General features: G+C 54.2%; 20 protein-coding genes. 10 read left to right on the top strand and 10 right to left on the bottom strand.

What is annotated here, in order from left to right; translation table 11 throughout:
• Positions 1 to 153 precede the first annotated feature (153 nt).
• The 5 genes from pnp to mtr all read left to right on the top strand — a co-directional run bounded on the left by pnp (position 154) and on the right by mtr (position 6,767).
• On the top strand, positions 154 to 2,289 hold the full coding sequence (gene pnp, locus I6L54_RS04050) for a polyribonucleotide nucleotidyltransferase (RefSeq protein WP_005131812.1): 2,136 nt from the start codon (positions 154 to 156) through the stop codon (positions 2,287 to 2,289).
• A 109-nt stretch (positions 2,290 to 2,398) separates the two neighbouring features.
• Positions 2,399 to 3,283 (top strand): lipoprotein NlpI, encoded by an 885-nt coding sequence (gene nlpI / locus I6L54_RS04055; protein ID WP_040234121.1) that lies wholly within the window; start codon positions 2,399 to 2,401, stop codon positions 3,281 to 3,283.
• 106 nt (positions 3,284 to 3,389) lie between these two features.
• Entirely contained in the window at positions 3,390 to 3,470 is an 81-nt protein-coding gene (gene yrbN / locus I6L54_RS04060) for a protein YrbN (protein ID WP_010723222.1), read from the top strand.
• Positions 3,463 to 5,385 carry an ATP-dependent RNA helicase DeaD gene (gene deaD, locus I6L54_RS04065; protein ID WP_005131809.1) on the top strand — a complete coding sequence of 641 codons (1,923 nt, stop codon included), beginning with the start codon at positions 3,463 to 3,465 and terminating at the stop codon, positions 5,383 to 5,385. The genes yrbN and deaD overlap by 8 nt, the downstream gene beginning before the upstream one ends.
• A 137-nt stretch (positions 5,386 to 5,522) precedes the next feature.
• Complete coding sequence (gene mtr / locus I6L54_RS04070; RefSeq protein ID WP_005131807.1) at positions 5,523 to 6,767, top strand: tryptophan permease; 1,245 nt, start codon at positions 5,523 to 5,525, stop codon at positions 6,765 to 6,767.
• 87 nt (positions 6,768 to 6,854) lie between these two features.
• Here the strand turns inward: mtr and I6L54_RS04075 are convergent, their stop codons facing one another.
• The 3 genes from I6L54_RS04075 to ubiU form a co-directional block, all read right to left on the bottom strand.
• The gene (locus I6L54_RS04075; protein ID WP_040234119.1) at positions 6,855 to 7,862 is read right to left on the bottom strand and encodes a luciferase-like monooxygenase; all 1,008 of its coding nucleotides are present in this window, start codon (positions 7,860 to 7,862) and stop codon (positions 6,855 to 6,857) included.
• 176 nt (positions 7,863 to 8,038) lie between these two features.
• Complete coding sequence (locus I6L54_RS04080; protein WP_137378482.1) at positions 8,039 to 8,917, bottom strand: U32 family peptidase; 879 nt, start codon at positions 8,915 to 8,917, stop codon at positions 8,039 to 8,041.
• Between the two features lie 8 nt (positions 8,918 to 8,925).
• Entirely contained in the window at positions 8,926 to 9,921 is a 996-nt protein-coding gene (ubiU, locus tag I6L54_RS04085) for a ubiquinone anaerobic biosynthesis protein UbiU (RefSeq protein ID WP_005131798.1), read from the bottom strand.
• Between the two features lie 220 nt (positions 9,922 to 10,141).
• Between ubiU and ubiT the strand changes: the two genes are divergently transcribed.
• Positions 10,142 to 10,666, top strand: a complete 525-nt coding sequence (gene ubiT / locus I6L54_RS04090) for a ubiquinone anaerobic biosynthesis accessory factor UbiT (RefSeq protein WP_005131796.1) — start codon at positions 10,142 to 10,144, stop codon at positions 10,664 to 10,666.
• The gene (locus I6L54_RS04095) at positions 10,660 to 11,163 is read left to right on the top strand and encodes a GNAT family N-acetyltransferase (protein ID WP_003844854.1); all 504 of its coding nucleotides are present in this window, start codon (positions 10,660 to 10,662) and stop codon (positions 11,161 to 11,163) included. The genes ubiT and I6L54_RS04095 overlap by 7 nt, the downstream gene beginning before the upstream one ends.
• On the opposite strand, the gene I6L54_RS04100 is transcribed toward I6L54_RS04095, so the two are convergent.
• On the bottom strand, positions 11,150 to 11,449 hold the full coding sequence (locus tag I6L54_RS04100) for a GIY-YIG nuclease family protein (RefSeq protein WP_005131792.1): 300 nt from the start codon (positions 11,447 to 11,449) through the stop codon (positions 11,150 to 11,152). The two genes, I6L54_RS04095 and I6L54_RS04100, sit on opposite strands and share 14 nt — an antisense overlap.
• Positions 11,450 to 11,501: 52 nt before the next feature.
• On the opposite strand from I6L54_RS04100, the gene I6L54_RS04105 reads away from it, so the two are divergent.
• Positions 11,502 to 11,930: a YhbP family protein gene (locus I6L54_RS04105; protein WP_005131790.1), complete on the top strand. Its 429-nt coding sequence runs from the start codon at positions 11,502 to 11,504 to the stop codon at positions 11,928 to 11,930.
• Between the two features lie 37 nt (positions 11,931 to 11,967).
• Positions 11,968 to 12,603 (top strand): NAD(P)H-binding protein, encoded by a 636-nt coding sequence (locus tag I6L54_RS04110; protein WP_040234117.1) that lies wholly within the window; start codon positions 11,968 to 11,970, stop codon positions 12,601 to 12,603.
• 93 nt (positions 12,604 to 12,696) lie between these two features.
• Here I6L54_RS04110 and dolP read toward each other — a convergent pair whose 3' ends face one another.
• Genes dolP through I6L54_RS04130 form a run of 4 tightly spaced genes read right to left on the bottom strand, consistent with a single transcriptional unit; the run spans position 12,697 to position 16,293 of the window.
• Positions 12,697 to 13,272 carry a division/outer membrane stress-associated lipid-binding lipoprotein gene (gene dolP, locus I6L54_RS04115; RefSeq protein ID WP_005131783.1) on the bottom strand — a complete coding sequence of 192 codons (576 nt, stop codon included), beginning with the start codon at positions 13,270 to 13,272 and terminating at the stop codon, positions 12,697 to 12,699.
• Between the two features lie 9 nt (positions 13,273 to 13,281).
• Positions 13,282 to 13,872 carry a DnaA initiator-associating protein DiaA gene (gene diaA / locus I6L54_RS04120; protein ID WP_003024948.1) on the bottom strand — a complete coding sequence of 197 codons (591 nt, stop codon included), beginning with the start codon at positions 13,870 to 13,872 and terminating at the stop codon, positions 13,282 to 13,284.
• 34 nt (positions 13,873 to 13,906) lie between these two features.
• Positions 13,907 to 14,302, bottom strand: coding sequence for a YraN family protein (locus tag I6L54_RS04125; RefSeq protein WP_040234114.1), 396 nt, complete (start codon positions 14,300 to 14,302; stop codon positions 13,907 to 13,909).
• On the bottom strand, positions 14,260 to 16,293 hold the full coding sequence (locus I6L54_RS04130) for a penicillin-binding protein activator (RefSeq protein WP_040234110.1): 2,034 nt from the start codon (positions 16,291 to 16,293) through the stop codon (positions 14,260 to 14,262). Before I6L54_RS04130 ends, I6L54_RS04125 begins: the two co-directional genes overlap by 43 nt.
• A gap of 63 nt (positions 16,294 to 16,356) precedes the next feature.
• Here I6L54_RS04130 and rsmI point away from each other — a divergent pair, with 63 nt between their 5' ends.
• A complete protein-coding gene (rsmI, locus tag I6L54_RS04135) occupies positions 16,357 to 17,220 on the top strand; it encodes a 16S rRNA (cytidine(1402)-2'-O)-methyltransferase (RefSeq protein WP_003024942.1) in 864 nt (287 codons plus the stop codon).
• Positions 17,221 to 17,342: 122 nt separating this feature from the next.
• Here the strand turns inward: rsmI and I6L54_RS04140 are convergent, their stop codons facing one another.
• Positions 17,343 to 18,116, bottom strand: coding sequence for a DeoR/GlpR family DNA-binding transcription regulator (locus I6L54_RS04140; protein ID WP_003828620.1), 774 nt, complete (start codon positions 18,114 to 18,116; stop codon positions 17,343 to 17,345).
• Between the two features lie 111 nt (positions 18,117 to 18,227).
• Positions 18,228 to 19,271 (bottom strand): galactitol-1-phosphate 5-dehydrogenase, encoded by a 1,044-nt coding sequence (gene gatD / locus I6L54_RS04145; protein WP_040234109.1) that lies wholly within the window; start codon positions 19,269 to 19,271, stop codon positions 18,228 to 18,230.
• Between the last annotated feature and the right edge of the window lies 1 nt (position 19,272).

Here is a 19,272-nt window from a genome sequence, read left to right on the forward strand (position 1 = left end):
ATGATCTTCCGTTGCAGAGGTTCGCGCGGCTAATGAGAGGCTTTACTCATGCTTATGGGTTAGGGTTGTCATTAGTCGCGAGGATGCGCAGAAGATCGGGTATTAACGATGGCGCAAAAATGTGCCGTCAAAAAATAGAGAAAGGATATTATTTTGCTTAATCCGATCGTTCGTAAATTCCAGTACGGTCAGCATACCGTTACGCTGGAAACCGGCATGATGGCGCGTCAGGCGACTGCCGCTGTTATGGTTAGCATGGATGACACTGCGGTATTCGTTACCGTTGTTGGCCAGAAAAAAGCGAAACCAGGCCAGGATTTCTTCCCGCTGACCGTTAACTATCAGGAGCGTACCTACGCTGCTGGCCGTATCCCGGGTAGCTTCTTCCGTCGTGAAGGCCGTCCGAGCGAAGGCGAAACCCTGATTGCGCGTCTGATTGACCGCCCGGTTCGTCCGCTGTTCCCGGAAGGCTTCGTTAACGAAGTTCAGGTTATCGCCACCGTTGTTTCCGTTAACCCGCAGGTTAACCCGGACATCGTGGCCATGATTGGTGCATCTGCTGCGCTGACGCTGTCTGGCATCCCATTCAACGGCCCGATCGGTGCTGCACGTGTTGGTTACATCAATGACCAGTACGTACTGAACCCGACTCAGGACGAACTGAAAGAAAGCAAACTGGACCTGGTGGTTGCCGGTACAGAAGCAGCCGTACTGATGGTTGAATCTGAAGCTGAACTGCTGAGCGAAGACCAGATGCTGGGCGCTGTAGTATTCGGTCACGAACAGCAGCAGGTTGTTATTCAGGCGATCAACGAGCTGGCGAAAGAAGCTGGCAAACCGCGTTGGGACTGGCAGCCAGAAGCCGTCAACGAAGCGCTGAACGCGCGCGTTGCCGCACTGGCAGAAGCTCGCCTGAGCGATGCTTACCGCATCACCGACAAACAAGAGCGTTACGCTCAGGTTGACGTGATCAAATCTGAAACCATCGCGACTCTGGTGGCTGAAGACGAAACCCTGGACGCTAACGAACTGGGTGAAATCCTGCACGCTATCGAGAAAAACGTTGTTCGCAGCCGCGTACTGGCAGGCGAGCCGCGCATCGATGGCCGTGAAAAAGACATGATCCGTGGTCTGGACGTGCGTACTGGCGTTCTGCCGCGTACCCACGGTTCCGCACTGTTCACCCGTGGCGAAACTCAGGCGCTGGTTACCGCGACCCTGGGCACCACCCGTGATGCGCAGAACCTCGACGAACTGATGGGCGAACGTACTGACAACTTCCTGTTCCACTACAACTTCCCTCCGTACTGCGTAGGTGAAACCGGTATGGTCGGTTCTCCGAAGCGTCGTGAGATTGGTCACGGTCGTCTGGCGAAACGTGGCGTACTGGCCGTGATGCCGGAACTGGATAAATTCCCGTACACCGTGCGCGTGGTTTCTGAAATCACCGAATCTAACGGTTCTTCTTCCATGGCTTCCGTATGTGGCGCTTCCCTGGCGCTGATGGACGCAGGCGTGCCGATCAAAGCCGCCGTTGCGGGTATCGCGATGGGTCTGGTGAAAGAAGGCGACAACTATGTTGTGCTGTCTGACATCCTGGGCGACGAAGACCACCTGGGCGATATGGACTTCAAAGTGGCGGGTTCCCGCGACGGTATCTCTGCACTGCAGATGGATATCAAAATTGAAGGTATCACCAAAGAGATCATGCAGGTTGCTCTGAACCAGGCTAAAGGTGCGCGTCTGCACATCCTGGGTGTGATGGAACAAGCGATCAACGCACCGCGTGGCGATATCTCTGAATTTGCTCCGCGTATCCACACCATCAAGATCAGCCCGGACAAGATCAAAGACGTTATCGGTAAAGGCGGTTCTGTTATCCGTGCTCTGACCGAAGAAACCGGCACCACCATTGAAATCGAAGATGATGGTACCGTGAAGATTGCTGCGACCGACGGCGAAAAAGCGAAATATGCTATCCGTCGTATCGAAGAGATCACCGCAGAGATCGAAGTAGGCCGTATCTACAATGGTAAAGTGACCCGTATCGTTGACTTTGGCGCATTCGTTGCCATCGGTGGCGGTAAAGAAGGTCTGGTGCACATCTCTCAGATCGCTGATAAGCGCGTTGAGAAAGTGACCGATTACCTGCAGATGGGTCAGGAAGTACCGGTCAAAGTTCTGGAAGTTGATCGCCAGGGCCGTGTACGTCTGAGCATTAAAGAAGCAACTGAGCAGTCTCAACCTGCAGGCGAACCGGAAGCTCCGGTAAGCCAACAGGGCGAGTAAGGTTGCCATTGCCCTCCGTGAAAGCGGAGGGCGTTTAACCCGGCAGGACGCCTTGTTAGCAACCGGGGAACCTGGACGTTCATTCAATCGTTGTCTTCGGGAGTGGGAAATGAAGCCTTTTTTGCGCTGGTGTTTCGTTGCGACAGCACTCACGCTGGCTGGATGCAGTAATTCCACCTGGCGTAAAAGTGAAGTCCTCGCAGTACCATTGCAACCGACTTTGCAGCAGGAAGTGATTCTGGCACGTATGGAACAAATTCTTGCCAGTCGGGCTTTAACCGATGACGAACGCGCACAGCTTTTATATGAGCGCGGAGTGTTGTATGATAGTCTCGGTCTGAGGGCACTGGCGCGAAATGATTTTTCACAAGCGCTGGCAATCCGACCAGATATGCCTGAAGTATTCAATTACTTAGGTATATATTTAACGCAGGCAGGCAATTTTGATGCTGCCTATGAAGCGTTTGATTCTGTACTTGAGCTTGATCCAACTTACAACTACGCGCACTTAAATCGCGGTATCGCATTGTATTACGGCGGTCGCGACAAGTTAGCGCAAGATGATCTGCTAGCGTTTTATCAAGACGATCCCAATGATCCTTTCCGTAGTCTGTGGCTTTATCTCGCCGAGCAGAAGCTCGATGAGAAGCAGGCTAAAGAAGCGTTAAAGCAACGCTTTGAGAAATCGGATAAAGAGCAATGGGGATGGAACATTGTCGAGTTCTACCTGGGCAACATTAGCGAAGCAACGCTGATGGAACGCCTGAAGGCGGACGCAACGGATAACACCTCGCTCGCTGAGCATCTCAGTGAAACCAACTTCTATTTAGGTAAGTACTACCTAAGTCTGGGGGATTTGGACAACGCTACGGCATTGTTCAAACTGGCGGTGGCTAACAACGTTCATAACTTTGTTGAGCACCGATACGCATTGTTGGAATTATCGCTCCTGGGCCAGGACCAAGATGACCTGGCAGAATCGGACCAGCAATAGCTGACGTACACATCAGCCCGTAATCTTTTTTGATTGCCATCACCTTCACGGGTGAGGGCGTTGTTGTTCGTTAATACACCTACTTTGAGCCGGTTCACACTTTTCAATGAAAATTGCAGATCAATTTCATGATGAGTTATGTAGACTGGCCGCCATTAATTTTGAGGCACACGTACTACATGGCTGAATTCGAAACCACTTTTGCAGATCTGGGCCTGAAGGCTCCTATCCTTGAAGCCCTTAACGATCTGGGTTACGAAAAACCATCTCCAATCCAGGCAGAGTGCATTCCGCATCTGCTGGGCGGTCGCGATGTTCTGGGTATGGCCCAGACAGGTAGCGGCAAAACTGCAGCGTTCTCTTTACCGCTGCTCAACAATCTTGATCCTGAGCTGAAGGCACCTCAGATTCTGGTGCTGGCACCGACCCGCGAACTGGCGGTTCAGGTTGCAGAAGCCATGACGGATTTCTCTAAACACATGCGCGGCGTGAACGTGGTTGCCCTGTACGGCGGCCAGCGTTATGACGTGCAATTACGTGCCCTGCGTCAGGGACCACAGATCGTCGTCGGTACGCCGGGCCGTCTGCTGGATCACCTGAAGCGCGGGACTCTGGATCTCTCTAAACTGAGCGGTCTGGTACTGGACGAAGCAGACGAAATGCTGCGTATGGGCTTCATCGAAGACGTTGAAACCATCATGGCGCAGATCCCGGAAGGTCATCAGACCGCTCTGTTCTCCGCGACTATGCCGGAAGCGATTCGTCGTATTACCCGCCGCTTTATGAAAGAGCCGCAGGAAGTACGCATTCAGTCCAGCGTTACCACGCGTCCTGACATCAGCCAGAGCTACTGGACTGTCTGGGGCATGCGTAAAAATGAAGCGCTGGTGCGTTTCCTGGAAGCAGAAGATTTTGATGCGGCGATTATCTTCGTTCGTACCAAAAATGCGACCCTGGAAGTGGCAGAAGCGCTGGAGCGTAGCGGTTATAGCAGCGCTGCACTAAACGGCGACATGAACCAGTCCCTGCGTGAGCAGACTCTGGAGCGTCTGAAAGATGGCCGTCTGGACATTCTGATTGCAACCGACGTTGCGGCCCGTGGCCTGGACGTTGAGCGTATCAGCCTGGTTGTTAACTACGACATCCCGATGGATTCCGAGTCTTACGTTCACCGTATCGGCCGTACTGGTCGTGCGGGTCGCGCTGGCCGCGCGCTGCTGTTCGTTGAGAACCGCGAGCGTCGTCTGCTGCGTAACATCGAACGCACCATGAAACTGACGATTCCGGAAGTAGAACTGCCGAACGCAGACCTGCTGGGCAAACGCCGTCTGGAAAAATTCGCCGCGAAAGTACAGCAGCAGCTGGAAAGCAGCGATCTGGATCAGTATCGTGCTCTGCTGGCGAAAATGCAGCCGGAAGAAGAGCTGGATATCGAAACTCTGGCAGCCGCACTGCTGAAAATGGCTCAGGGCGAACGTCCGCTGATTCTGCCGCCAGATGCGCCGATGCGTCCGAAACGCGAATTCCGCGACCGTGACGATCGTGGTCCGCGTGACCGCAACGATCGTGGCCCGCGTAATGACCGTGGTGGTGAAGACCGTCCGCGTCGTGAACGTCGTGACGTTGGCGATATGCAGCTGTACCGCATTGAAGTGGGCCGTGATGACGGTGTTGAAGTTCGTCATATCGTTGGCGCGATTGCTAACGAAGGCGATATCAGCAGCCGTTACATCGGTAACATCAAGCTGTTTGCTTCCCACTCCACCATCGAGCTGCCGAAAGGTATGCCGGGCGACGTGCTGCAGCACTTTACCCGTACTCGCATCCTCAACAAGCCGATGAACATGCAGCTGGTTGGCGATGCAGTTCCGCACACCGGTGGTGAGCGTCGTGGCGGTGGCCGTTTCAGCGGCGAGCGTCGTGAAGGCGGTCGTGGCGAAGGTCGTAATTTCAGCGGTGAGCGTCGTGAAGGCGGTCGTGGCGATGGTCGTCGTTTCAGCGGCGAACGTCGTGAAGGCAACCGTGGTCCGCGTCGTGACGATTCTTCTGCTCCGCGCCGTGATGACTCCGCTGGTCGCCGTCGTTTCGGCGGTGACGCATAAGTTTCACTGCGTAAAGTAATATATACAGCCCCGATCTCAACAATCGGGGCTTTTTTTATTTCATTCGTACTCGTGTACTGGTACAGTGCAGCACATTGAGATGTAGTCACAATATAAATGACTGGAGAGATGGCTAAATGGCAACACTAACCACCACCCAAACGTCACCTTCGCTGCTCGGCGGTGTGGTGATTATCGGCGGCACCATTATTGGCGCGGGGATGTTTTCTCTGCCAGTGGTCATGTCCGGGGCGTGGTTCTTCTGGTCAATGGCGGCGCTGATCTTCACCTGGTTCTGTATGCTGCATTCCGGGCTGATGATCCTCGAAGCTAACCTCAATTACCGCATTGGTTCCAGCTTTGACACCATCACGAAAGATCTGCTGGGCAAAGGTTGGAACGTGGTGAACGGTATCTCGATCGCCTTCGTTCTCTATATTCTGACCTACGCGTATATTTCAGCGAGCGGGTCGATCCTGCATCACACCTTCTCCGAGATGTCGCTGAATGTTCCGGCGCGCGCGGCGGGTCTTGGCTTTGCGTTGCTGGTGGCATTTGTGGTGTGGTTAAGCACCAAAGCGGTTAGCCGCATGACGGCGATTGTGCTGGGCGCGAAGGTGATTACCTTTTTCCTGACCTTCGGCAGTCTGCTGGGACATGTTACGCCCACGACGCTGTTTAACGTGGCGCAGAGCAACGCTTCGTATACGCCGTATCTGCTGATGACGCTGCCGTTTTGCCTGGCCTCATTCGGCTATCACGGTAATGTCCCAAGCCTGATGAAGTACTACGGCAAAGATCCGAAGACCATTGTTAAGTGTCTGGTGTATGGCACGCTGCTGGCGCTGGTGCTGTATACCGTATGGTTGCTGGGAACGATGGGCAACATTCCACGTCCGGAGTTTATCGGTATTGCGCAGCAGGGCGGCAACATTGATGTGTTGGTACAGGCGCTGAGCGGCGTACTGAACAGCCGCAGCCTGGATCTACTGTTAGTGGTGTTCTCCAACTTTGCGGTGGCGAGTTCATTCCTTGGCGTCACGCTCGGTCTGTTTGACTACCTGGCGGATCTGTTTGGCTTTGATGACTCGGCGATGGGGCGTTTTAAAACGGCATTGCTGACGTTTGTCCCGCCAATTGTGGGTGGCTTGCTGTGGCCGAACGGTTTCCTGTACGCCATTGGTTATGCAGGACTCGCGGCAACCATCTGGGCCGCCATTGTTCCGGCGCTGCTGGCGCGTAAATCCCGCGAGCGTTTCGGTAGCCCGAAATTCCGCGTCTGGGGTGGCAAGCCGATGATTGCGCTGATCCTGGTATTTGGTATCGGCAACGCGATTATCCATATTCTGTCGAGCTTTAATCTGTTACCGGTTTATCAGTAAAACCGTTGCCCGGTGGCGCTGCGCTTACCGGGCCTACAGTACCGTGTAGGCCGGATAAGGCGTAGCCGCCATCCGGCACAAATCGCACTACCCTAATAATGCCTGCTTCACATCCATCGCCAAATCAAACGAATGTAGTCGTGCCTGATGATCGAAAATCTGGCCGTTAACCATAATTTCATCAGCCTGGGTTTCGCGCAAAATAGCGTCGAGGCCGTGACGGACTTTCGTCTTATCGCCGACGAGCGACATGCTCAGCGCCTGTTGTACGCCGTATTGCTCAGAAGCGGAGCACAGCTGATGCATATTCTCTACCGGCGGTGGTAGCTGGCCGGTTTCGCCACGACGCAGTTTCACAAACGCCTGCTGCATCGAGGTGAAAAGAAATTCGGCATCGCGATTGCTGTCGGCGGCAATGATGTTGATGCACACCATCGCGTACGGTTTTGCCAGCCGCGCTGAGGGTTTGAACTGGGTGCGATACAGGTGCAGCGCCTGATGCAGCATATCCGGAGCAAAGTGTGAGGCGAAGGCAAACGGCAGGCCAAGCTGGGCTGCCAGCTGTGCGCTGTACAGGCTGGAGCCTAATAACCAGACCGGGATCTGTTCGCCGTAGCCGGGAACCGGGCGCACATGAGGGTTAGGATCGCGTGCGTCGAACCAGTCCACCAGTTCAGCGACGTCGCGCGGGAAGTTATCGATATCACCGCTCATGTGGCGGCGCAGCGCACGCATCGTTGGCTGATCGCTCCCCGGCGCGCGGCCAAGCCCAAGATCGATGCGTCCCGGATACAGCGTATTCAGGGTACCGAACTGCTCGGCGATTACCAGCGGCGAATGGTTGGGCAGCATAACGCCACCGGAACCGAGATGCAGCGTGGTGGTATTGGCAGCCAGATAGCCAATCAGCACTGAAGTTGCGGCGCTGGCGATACCGACCATGTTGTGATGTTCTGCCAGCCAGTAGCGGTGGTAGCCGCGCTTTTCGGCCAGTCGGGCGAGATCAAGCGAGTGCGTGAAGGCCTCTTTTGCCGAAGAACCTTCAGGGATCGGCGCCAGATCCAGCACCGAGAACGGAATAGTTTTGTCAGTCATAACGGCTCACTTTGTTACCGGTTAATCTTTTAATACTGCATTAAAATTTGATTACCGTTGTTAACAAAGTGAGCTTTATGAGACTGACGGCAAAAACAATGCCCGATGGCGCTGCGCTTATCGGGCCTACGGGATCGCTATTTGTAGGCCGGATAAGGCAATTTGCCGCCATCCGGCTAGGCCTGCAGCTCCAGACCAGCCAGTCGCTTCCAGTAGCCGTTGCAGTCACTGTGGGCGGCAAGCGGTAATGGAGCACTGCCATTCTCGTTGGCACGGAAGGCGTCAAGCATGGCGAATGTCTCTGTCCCCAGCGGGGAAAGGCGCACAATATCAACCAGCCCCTGCATGGATGTCAGCTCGTTGCCGAGGTTGTAAACATAGCCGCTCATGGTCTGGATCCCGTTGAGCACAAAGACCTGCTGATTCTCCTGCGACAGCACATCGCGCCCGTTCGGGTATTTGATACAGCAGGTTTCACATTCGTCTTTTGGTCGATCTTCAGAGCGTGCGGTAAAGCAGCGGGCGGAGTATGCCAGTGGCAGATGCCCGTAGCTCAGCACCTCGACTTCAAACTGATTGCGAATACCCAACTCATCACACTGATTGAGCAGGTTTACCAGCCAGTCGCGGGACAGCTCTACCGGCATACACCAGCGCGTCATGCCATGCTTGAGCAGCAAACGCAGGGTTACCGCGTTGTAGCAGTTGAGCGCATGCCCGGCGACAAACGGCAGCTTACGCTCGGCGCACATGTTTACCACGCCGAGATCGCTGGCTTCCAGCAGGAAGTCGCCGTTTTCAACATAGCGCTTCAGTTCTCCCAGCTCAGAGGAGGCTTGCACCAGCGCCAGCGTCGACAGCACCACCTGTTTACCGCTGCCAGCGAGTGATTTCGCCATATCCAGCCAGTCACCCACTTTGGTGGCGCGGCGTTTACTGCATACCGCCTCGCCAAGATAGATAACGTCGGCCTGGCTTACGGCGGCCTGCTGATAAAAATCTTCCAGCGTTTCTTTCGGCCAGTACCACAGCACCGGCCCTAAGGAATATCTCATTGCTTCTCTCACTGCCATTTACGGTGATACGCGCCAAGCGTGGTTTGCGTGCCTTCGGACATTGAACCGAGCGTTTCCATCCACGCGTCCTGCGGGGTGTAGTTTTGCGGGTCGGCCATACAGCGGTCGATTGCCTGGCGCCACACTTTCGCTACCTGGCTGACATAGGCCGGGCTACGCTGGCGCCCTTCGATTTTTACCGAAGCAATATTGGCCGCCAGCAGTTCTGGTAGCAGCTCCAGCGTATTCAGGCTGGTGGGTTCTTCCAGCGCATGGTAGCGCTCGCCATCAACCAGATAGCGGCCTTTACACAGCGTCGGATAACCGGCGTTTTCTCCGTCCTGATAGCGATCGATCAGGACTTCGTTTAACCGTGACTCCAGTCCCTGCGGGGTCTGTTGCCAGCGCACAAAGCGAGCAGGGGAGCAGGCCCCCACCGTGTTAGGAGACTCGCCCGTCAGATAGGACGAAAGATAGCAACGGCCTTCCGCCATAATGCACAGGCTGCCAAAGGCGAACACTTCCAGGGGAACTGGCGTGACGCGAGCAAGCTGCTTCACCTGATGAATAGACAGCACGCGCGGCAGCACCACGCGGGCAACGTCAAAGTTGCGATGGTAGAAATTAATCGCCTCTTCATTGGTTGCAGATGCCTGAACAGAGACATGGCGCTCAATATGCGGGTAGCGCTCTGCGGCATACTCAAGCATGGCGAGGTCGGCGAGGATCAGCGCATCCGCACCCAGTTGCGCCGCCATATCTACGGCACGTTGCCAGCGCGCGTAACCATCCGGATGCGCAAAGGTGTTAATTGCGATGTGCAGCTTACGGCGGTGCTGATGGACAAAATTCACCGCTTCCTGCAATTTTTTCTCGGTAAAATTAAGGCCGGCGAAATGACGGGCGTTGGTATCATCTTTCAGCCCGATGTAGACAGCATCAGCGCCGTTCTCGATGGCCGCCTTAAGCGCCGGGAGGTTTCCGGCAGGGCAGAGCAGCTCCATAATTTATCCTGAACGTTGCGCCATGTAGGGCGCAGAAATGTTAACGAAGAGGGATTTTAGTTAACCTTGCTGAGACAATTTTTGATTTGAGGCAGTTAAAGTCGTATTGATGACACCAATAAAGAGGTAACAATTTCGTAGCGAATTGTTGATTTATGCCGCTATGTCGTTTATTTGATATGGCAAAATAGCAGGACTATTGAAACAGGGAGTAAAGCTCGTGTTGGATAAACTGCGTTCACGCTTAGTACATTTTGGTCCTTCTCTGATGAGTGTACCGGTTAAACTGACGCCCTTTGCGCTGAAGCGCCAGGTTCTGGAACAGGTCCTGAGCTGGCAGTTTAGTCAGGCGCTGGCCGATGGGGAGCTGGAGTTTCTCGACGGTCGCTGGCTGAGCATTCATGTACGTGACATTGGCCTTAAATGGTATACCTCTGTTGAAAACGATAAACTGATCGTCAGCCAGAATGCAGATGCGGATGTCAGTTTTAGCGCCGATGCCAGCGATCTTCTGATGATCGCGGCGCGTAAGCAGGATCCGGATACGCTTTTCTTCCAACGTCGCCTGGTGATTGAAGGTGATACAGAATTAGGGCTGTATGTAAAAAATCTAATGGACGCCATCGAACTGGAGCAGATGCCTAAGGCGCTGCGCATCATGCTGATGCAGTTGGCGGATTTTGTTGAGGCGGGAATGAAAACTACGCCAGAAACCAAACAGACTTCGGTAGGTGAGCCATGCTGATTCGAGTTGAAATTCCCATTGATGCCCCTGGTATTGATGCACTGCTGCGCCGTTCGTTTGAAAGCGATGCGGAAGCTAAACTAGTACACGACCTGCGTGAAGACGGGTTCTTGACGCTGGGTCTGGTTGCTACCGATGACGAAGGTCAGGTCGTGGGTTATGTCGCGTTCAGTCCTGTCGATGTCCAGGGCGAAGATCTGCAATGGGTCGGCATGGCGCCGCTGGCGGTAGATGAAAACTACCGTGGGCAGGGTCTGGCGCGTCAACTGGTCTATGAAGGGCTCGATTCCCTGAACGAGTTTGGCTACGCCGCGGTGGTGACGCTGGGCGATCCGGCTCTGTACAGCCGTTTTGGCTTTGAGCTGGCTGCGCATCACGATCTGCATTGCCGCTGGCCAGGCACCGAAAGCGCGTTCCAGGTCCATCGCCTGGCGGATGACGCGCTGGAAGGCGTGACGGGTCTTGTGGAATACCACGATCACTTCAATCGTTTTTAAGCTCCGGGGTTTGCAGGCTGCTCAGTAGCGCCTCAAACCCTTCGCCTTCTACAAGGCGCTCTTTCTGCCGCTTGGTGAGCTGTTTGACGCGATACTCTATGCGCAGAGCCAGCGAACGATCGCCGATCTGCGCCGTAAATGCCAACGTGAGTTCCCCCTTTCCGCGTAGCGCCTTCGCACCTTTCCCACTTTGATGCTGCTTATAGCGGCGCTGCACATCGGTGGTTATACCGGTGTATAAGGCGTTGTCCGCGGTACGGATCAGGTACAGATACCAGGGTGTCATTGTCACCATCGACGTGATAATTTTCAGGCCTACAGTATAAAAGAGAACAGACATGGAAACACTGACTGCGGTGACCCGCTGGCTGGCAAAGCAGCACGTCGTGACCTGGTGCGTTCATCATGAAGGTGAATTGTGGTGCGCCAATGCGTTTTACCTGTTTGATGCGCAGAAGATGGCATTCTATGTGCTGACCGAAGATAAAACGCGCCATGCGCAGATGTCGGGGCCGCGCGCGCCGATTGCCGGCACGGTAAATGGTCAGCCCAAAACGGTCGCCCTGATTCGTGGCGTGCAGTTTAAGGGGGAGATTCGCCGCCTTGAAGGGCAGGAGAGTGAAGCCGCGCGTAACGCTTACAACCGCCGTTTCCCTGTCGCCAGAATGTTGCCAGCGCCCGTGTGGGAGATTCGACTGGATGAAGTCAAATTCACGGACAATACGCTGGGCTTCGGTAAAAAGATGCACTGGCTACGTGATCTATAGTTAAAAGAGTGATTGAAGCGTCAGGGGAAAATAAACGATGAGCCAGGTGTTAATAACCGGTGCAACGGGTCTGGTGGGTGGACATTTATTGCGGATGCTACTGAATGAACCCCGGATCAATGCCATTACGGCGCCGACGCGTCGACCGCTGGCTGATACGGTTGGCATCTATAATCCCCACGATCCGCAGCTAACCGATGCTCTGGCACAGGTTACCGATCCGGTCGATATTGTCTTTTGTTGTCTGGGAACGACCCGACGTGAAGCGGGCAGCAAAGAAGCATTTATCCACGCTGACTATACGCTGGTAGTGGATACGGCCCTGACAGGGCGTCGGCTGGGGGCACAGCATATGCTGGTGGTGAGTTCGATGGGCGCTAATGCCAATTCGCCGTTTTTTTATAACCGGGTGAAAGGTGAAATGGAGCAGGCGCTGATCGCGCAGAATTGGCCTCGGCTGACGATTGCCCGGCCTTCTATGCTACTGGGCGATCGGGATAAACAGCGGGCGAATGAAATGTTTTTAGCGCCATTATTTCGGTTGCTGCCGGGTAACTGGAAGTCGATTGAAGCGCGCGATGTGGCGCGGGCTATGCTGGCAGAGGCGCTGGCGCCTGGACCGGAGGGCGTGACGGTACTGACCTCTTCCGAGCTGCGCGAAAGGGCGAAATAAAATGCCGGATGGCGCTGACGCTTATCCGACCTACAAACGATTACGTCCTGTAGGCCGGATAAGACGCTCATGCGTCGCCATCCGGTATCAATATTATTTAATAAACGTAAAGGCCGTCGTGACGCGTTTCACGCCGCTTACCCGGCTGGCGATGTCCGCCGCCGCCTTCGCTTCGCGCTCGGTCACCAGACCCAGCAGGAAGACTTCTCCATTCTCGGTCGTGACTTTCACGTTAGAGGATTTCACCTGATCGCTGGTCAGCAACTGGGAACGTACTTTGGTGGTGATCCAGGTATCGTTGGATGCCTCGCCCAGGCCGATTGGCTGGCCCTGACGGATCTCATTAAAGACCTCAGTCGTACCTTCTACGCCCATCGCAATTTGTTTTGCCCGCGCAGACAGTTCGCTATTTGGCGACTGACCGACCAGCAGCACTTTACCCTGATACGCGCTGACGTTGATTCGCGTTTCTTTCTTGATCTGGGCATCTTTCGACAACGCCGTATTGACACGTAACTCCAGGGTTCCATCATCTACCTGGGTGCCGACACTGCGAGGGTCCGTCGCGGCTTTGGTGCCGACAGCAGCAGTTCCGACAACGGCAGCAGCGACACAGCCTTGCAGCAGCAGTGCAGCGATAATCACAGCAAGCGGCGAAAATGCCTTCATGTGTACTCCTTAATCATCCTGGTGAGGGAAAAGCGTGTTGTCGATGAGATCGCAAAGGCAGTTGACCGTTAGCATATGCATTTCCTGAACGCGGGCGCTATGGTGCGAGGGGATACGGATTTCAACATCCTGCGGCCCCAGTAATCCGGCCAGCTCTCCTCCGTCATACCCGGTCAGCGCGACGATTGTCATGTCGCGTGTCACGGCGGCTTCAACGGCTTTTACGATATCACGGCTATTACCACGCGTAGAGATTGCCAGTAGAACATCACCTGCATGTCCCAGCGCACGGACTTGTTTTGCATAAACTTCATCGTGCAGGCGATCGTTGGCAATCGCAGTTAAGACCACATTATCAGTATTTAGTGCAATCGCAGGTAAACTTGGGCGTTCTGTTTCAAAACGATTGATCATGCTGGCAGCAAAATGCTGTGCGTTGGCAGCGGACGTCCCATTACCACAACAGAGAATTTTGTTGCCATTGAGCAAGGACTGAACCAGCGTCATGGCTGCACGGGAGATCGCATCCGGAAGTGCTTCAGCCGCAGCTATCTGCGTTTGAATGCTTTCAGTAAAGCAGACTTTAATTCTATCTAACACGCTAATCCTTAAGAACCAGGCTCTGAATCTTCAACTATGAGCGGTCGTTGAACGCGTCCTTAAACCACTCAACATCATTTCCGGTGAAGGCTAACACATCGAACCGGCAATCCACAGTATCAAAACTCCCATTGTGGCGCGCAAGCCACAAGCGGGCGGTCTGTAATAATTTGTGTTGTTTGCTCCGGGTCACACTTGCCGCTGCACCGCCAAACTGGGTCGAGCGTCGAAAGCGGACTTCAACAAATACGGTGGTGTTGCCTTCACACATTATCAGGTCGATTTCGCCGCCACGCTCACGCACGTTGGCGGCGATAAAATGCAATCCCTTGCTCTGCAGCCAGTCACGCGCGGTGGATTCCCACGCGTCACCGGTCTGTTTACTTGTTAACTGGCGGGGACGACTTGTCCTTGCTGGTATTTGAGCCATGATAACTTCCTGTTAATCACACAATCCGGCGTTGCGGTTAATGCGCCAGTGTTGCCGTTAATTTCGAAACCCTGCACCTGACGCATCTGCGAGAAGTGGTTGGCAAGCGACCAGGCATCGACGCCCATCGCGTACATACGCGCCAGCGAGTAGTCGTTACGAACCGCGCCAAGCGCTTGCTGCATGAGAGGAGCGTTAGCGCCTGCCAGCATCGGTATTTCGCTGTACTGCAGGCCTTCCATCTCCAGACGGAAATCAGGACCAGCGGTACCCTGCGCGCTGCGGGAGCTGGCGTACAGCGTCGCACCGCTCTGGCTGCCGTTACGCATGGCGATCATCGGTTTAATAAACGCAATTTCTTCCGGCGTTGCCAGAATATACACGGCATCAACACGACCGCTGCCGCCAGTGATTTGGGCATCGGTTGGCGCAGCCGGTATCGTCAGGCCGCCAATCGTCACGCCAGGTTGCGCAGGTACAGAGGACGCCATCGGGCTGCCCGTCAGGGAAATCCCCGAGCCGCCGTTGACGCCCATTTTCAGCTCGGCGGTGGAGCCGAACTTCTGCTGCAACACTACGCCGCCGCCCAGCTTTTGCCATTCCTGTGCAAAGGCGTTGGCAACGCGATCGCCTAATGAACTCCGAGGGATCAACAACAGCGGCGTCTGTTTTCCTTGATCGCGGATGTGACGCGCGGCATCGCGTGCTTCATCTTCTGGCGACAAAGCGAAGTAGCAGACGTTCGGCAGGTTTTTCACCGACTCCGGCTGATTAAGCGCCAGCACGTTTAATGGCGTGTTGCTTTTCATCAACTCTTCAACATTGTTTTTCAACAGCGGACCAACCACGATGCTGGCACCATCCTGTTGAACCTGAGTCAGGATCTGGTTCAGCGGTTGTGATGACGTGTCGTAGATTTTCAGCTCTGCGGACGGATTCGCCGGCGCGCTGGCGGTCGTTGGCTGTGCAGGCGCAGCTTCCGGCTGTGCTGGCGTCTCGTTGGTCAGATCGTTGACTGACGCCTGAGAAGGGCTGGCAACGCCGTCAGTCGTTTGCGGCTGTTCCGTGGTCGTCGCAACTGTTGTATCCACAGCAGGCGCAGCTACAGCAGGGGCCGCTACCGGTTGAGTACCCATGTTTTTCGCCGCTTCAAAGCCTTGCTGAATAGTACGGCCAAATACGGCGGCCTGACCGTTCAGCGGCAGCAGCAACGCAATTTTGCTGGTGGAGGCGGGCTTAAAGCTCTGCACGTTAACCAACTGCGTTGGCAGCATTTTTGCGCCAGGATTTTGCGGATAACGTTTCTGCCAGTCAGCAATACCGGCTTTCATCATGTCCGGATCGTTACGGTTATCGAACCAGACGCGCTGGAGATCCAGCCAGCCTTGCAGCACGTTTTCATCTGCATTGATGACCAGCGCCTGCGCTTGCTCCTGGGTCATGGATGACAGCGCCTGCCAGGTGGCATCGATGTTTTTCTGCTTAGCATTCGCGACTAGCAGCGGTTCCTGAGCGATCAGGGCGCGCAGTAGCGTCAGTGATGGGCGACCCTGGTTGACGTCGATTTGCGCCTGCCAGTATCTGGCCTGCTGGTTTTGATCGAAATCGGCAGGAGTGAGTTTATCCAGCAGGACCTGAGCGCCAGCGATATCTTTCTGCGCGAGCTTGATCTCGACGGCCAGCAGAGACTGCTCACGACGCTGAGTATCGCTGAGTTTCTGCGGTAGCTGGTTGAACAGCTCGGTAGCCTGCTGGCTCTTGCCTTCTTTCAGCAGTGCACGAATGGCGAGTAATTGCCAGTTGGTCTTGCTATCATCTGAGCTTTGCTGCATTTGTTGCAGATAAAAGCCGGAATCAGCCTGCGCAGTGCCCTGCATATGGGCTGCACTCTGGTCTGGCGCCTGGGTGCCACAGCCTGCGAAAATCAGTGCTGCCAGAATGACTGGTAGCGCGCGCGCGGCTTTCAAACGAGAAAATGTTGAGGGTACCATACTGTATCCAGTGATATTTTTTTACTCAATGCTCAATATTAAATCGGCAATACGGACGACACAATGAAACAACACGAATCGGCGGATAATTCTCAAGGCCAACTCTTTATTGTACCTACTCCTATAGGAAATTTGGCTGATATTACCCAACGAGCGCTCGAAGTTTTACAAGCCGTTGATTTGATTGCCGCTGAAGACACCCGTCATACCGGATTGTTGTTACAACATTTCGCGATAAACGCCCGTTTGTTTGCGTTGCACGATCACAATGAGCAACAAAAAGCGGAAACGCTGGTGGCGAAACTCAAAGAAGGGCAAAACATTGCGCTGGTTTCCGATGCCGGAACGCCGCTGATTAACGATCCTGGCTACCATCTGGTGCGCACCTGTCGCGAAGCGGGGATCCGCGTTGTTCCTCTGCCGGGCCCGTGCGCCGCCATTGCCGCGCTGAGCGCTGCCGGTCTGCCTTCAGACCGCTTTTGCTATGAAGGTTTTCTGCCCGCTAAATCTAAGGGCCGACGTGATGCGATGAAAGCCATTGAGGCTGAACCACGTACGCTTATTTTTTATGAATCAACCCACCGTTTACTGGATAGCCTGGAAGATATGGTCGCCGTCTGGGGCGAATCCCGCTACGTGGTGCTGGCGCGTGAGTTGACGAAAACCTGGGAAACCATTCACGGCGCGCCGGTCGGCGAATTGCTGGCGTGGGTCAAGGAAGATGAAAACCGTCGTAAAGGTGAAATGGTGCTGATTGTCGAAGGGCATAAAGCGCAGGAAGACGATCTCCCTGCCGATGCGCTGCGGACCCTGGCGCTGCTGCAAGCCGAACTGCCGCTGAAAAAGGCCGCCGCGCTGGCCGCTGAAATCCATGGCGTGAAGAAGAATGCGTTGTACAAACACGCGCTGGAACAGCAGGGAGAGTAAGAGGGTCTGGATTTATCGCCGGCTTGTCGGAAGAAATGTCGGAAGAACGCGCTGAAAGCGTTGCAGCTAAAAGGCAAACTGCAACGCGTTGGCGCGACGAAAGGAGGGATGTGGCGGGTAATTTAAACGACCAGCAGTTCAACGCCTGTTTTAGCCAGCGCTGATTTATCCTGTTTGCTGATGCTGTCGTCGGTTATTACGCAGTTAATCTTCTCCATGGGAAGTACCTGATTAAATCCACGTCGGTTAAATTTTGTCGCATCCAGTACAGCAATGACCTTATGTGCAGCCGCCGCCATTACGCTACTAATCGAATAGCCTTCGTTGAATGTCGTAATACCATTAGTGGCATCAATCCCGTCAGCGCCCACAAACATCAGGTCAGCGCTTATTCCTTGTAGGGAACGTTCAGCGATAGTGCCATGCATTGAATGCGTTTTGTGACGCACCGTGCCACCGCAGACGACCAGCGTAATATCTTTGTTTTCCGATAACGTAAACGCAGCAGGCAGGCTATTGGTAATAACAGTGATATTACTTTTTCGGTTTAGCGCCTCAGCGATCAGTAAGGTCGTGCTTCCGCTATCCAGGATCACGGTCATTCCTTCTTCGACCATTGCCGTTGCCGCCTGAGCGATCCGCTTTTTGGGATCGCTGGCAAGCTGATACCGATCTTCTAACAATACTTCCTGATTGTCACCTTCAGCCAGATGGCTTCCTGGTTTTGCCGCACCGCCATGAAAACGGGTGACCAGACCCTTCTCTTCTAATAACCGCAGGTCGGCGCGAATGGTGACTTCAGAAATACCAAAGGTATTCGAAAGGTCCATTACCAGTACGCTACCTTGCGTATTAATCAGGTCGACAATTTTATTCCTTCTCTCAAATGAGTTCATATTGATTTGCCTGATAATTTGACTGTCACTAGTTTAATCGAAGGATTGCGAAAGGTGAACGCTAAATTTCGAAAGTAAATGTGAGCCAGCGCAGGTTGCTGGCTCGTGGGGTCAGGAGAGTTTGAGCAGAATTTTACCCTGCATCGGCGCGCCATTGAGTGACTTGACGGCGCTGGCAAAGCTCTCGGCATCGCCACTGTGGGCAATTAATGGCTCAAGCTGTAAGCGTTTTTCCGTCAGTAAACGCGCTGCAGTTTCCCATTCTTCTCCAGGCCATGGGCTGGAATAGTTCATCCAACTGCCAAGAATGGTTAACTCTTTACGCAATATTTGTCCAAAGACACCTGAAGCCAGCGCCAGATCGTGATGCAGCGTACCCACTAACGCCAGTTGAGCGCGAGGGCCGGCAATTTCGATCGATAGCGTCACAGTTTGTGGGGTTCCCGCGGTTTCCAGTATGAGTTGGTCAAACTGAACATTCTCCAGACCAGAGTGAATCTCAGTCGCACTCATCTCCCGACTGTTAAACACATAGGTTGCTCCTAGTTCTTTTGCTAACGCCAGCTTTTGCGGGTTGATATCAATCGCCGTGATGCTTTTGGCGCCGAGTTCGCGGGCGCATTGCAGTGCCAGTAAACCGATAGTACCCGCGCCAACAATAATCACGTTTTTGCCTTCACAACCCTGCGCCAAATGAAACGCATGCAGGCCGACGGTGATGGGTTCAATGAACGCGCCATCTTCAATCGGCATATCTGAAGGCAGGCGGAACAGATTAGCGCGTTTTACCACTACATATTCTGCGTTGCCCCCTTCACTACGTGAACCGACAAACTGATACTGCTTACACAACGAGAAGTAGCCGCGCTCGCACTGAGGGCAGTGGAAGCAGGGAAGTAGCGGTACGCAGGCAACGGCATCGCCGGGTTGTAGGTCGGTAACCCCAGCGCCGTAGGAATCAACATAGCCACTGAACTCATGCCCAAGCGTGATTGGATAATAGTGAGCGCCACGATTGAAGATTCGGGGAATGTCCGAGCCGCAAAGCCCTGAGCTGACTACCTTAACCAGTACATCTTCATCCGTTTGCAGATGTGGTATGGGACGTTCTTCAACGCGTACGTCGCCCTCAGCGTGAATAACCACTGATTTCATA

Origin of the sequence: Citrobacter pasteurii, assembly GCF_019047765.1 — a bacterium.
GTDB lineage: Bacteria > Pseudomonadota > Gammaproteobacteria > Enterobacterales > Enterobacteriaceae > Citrobacter > Citrobacter pasteurii.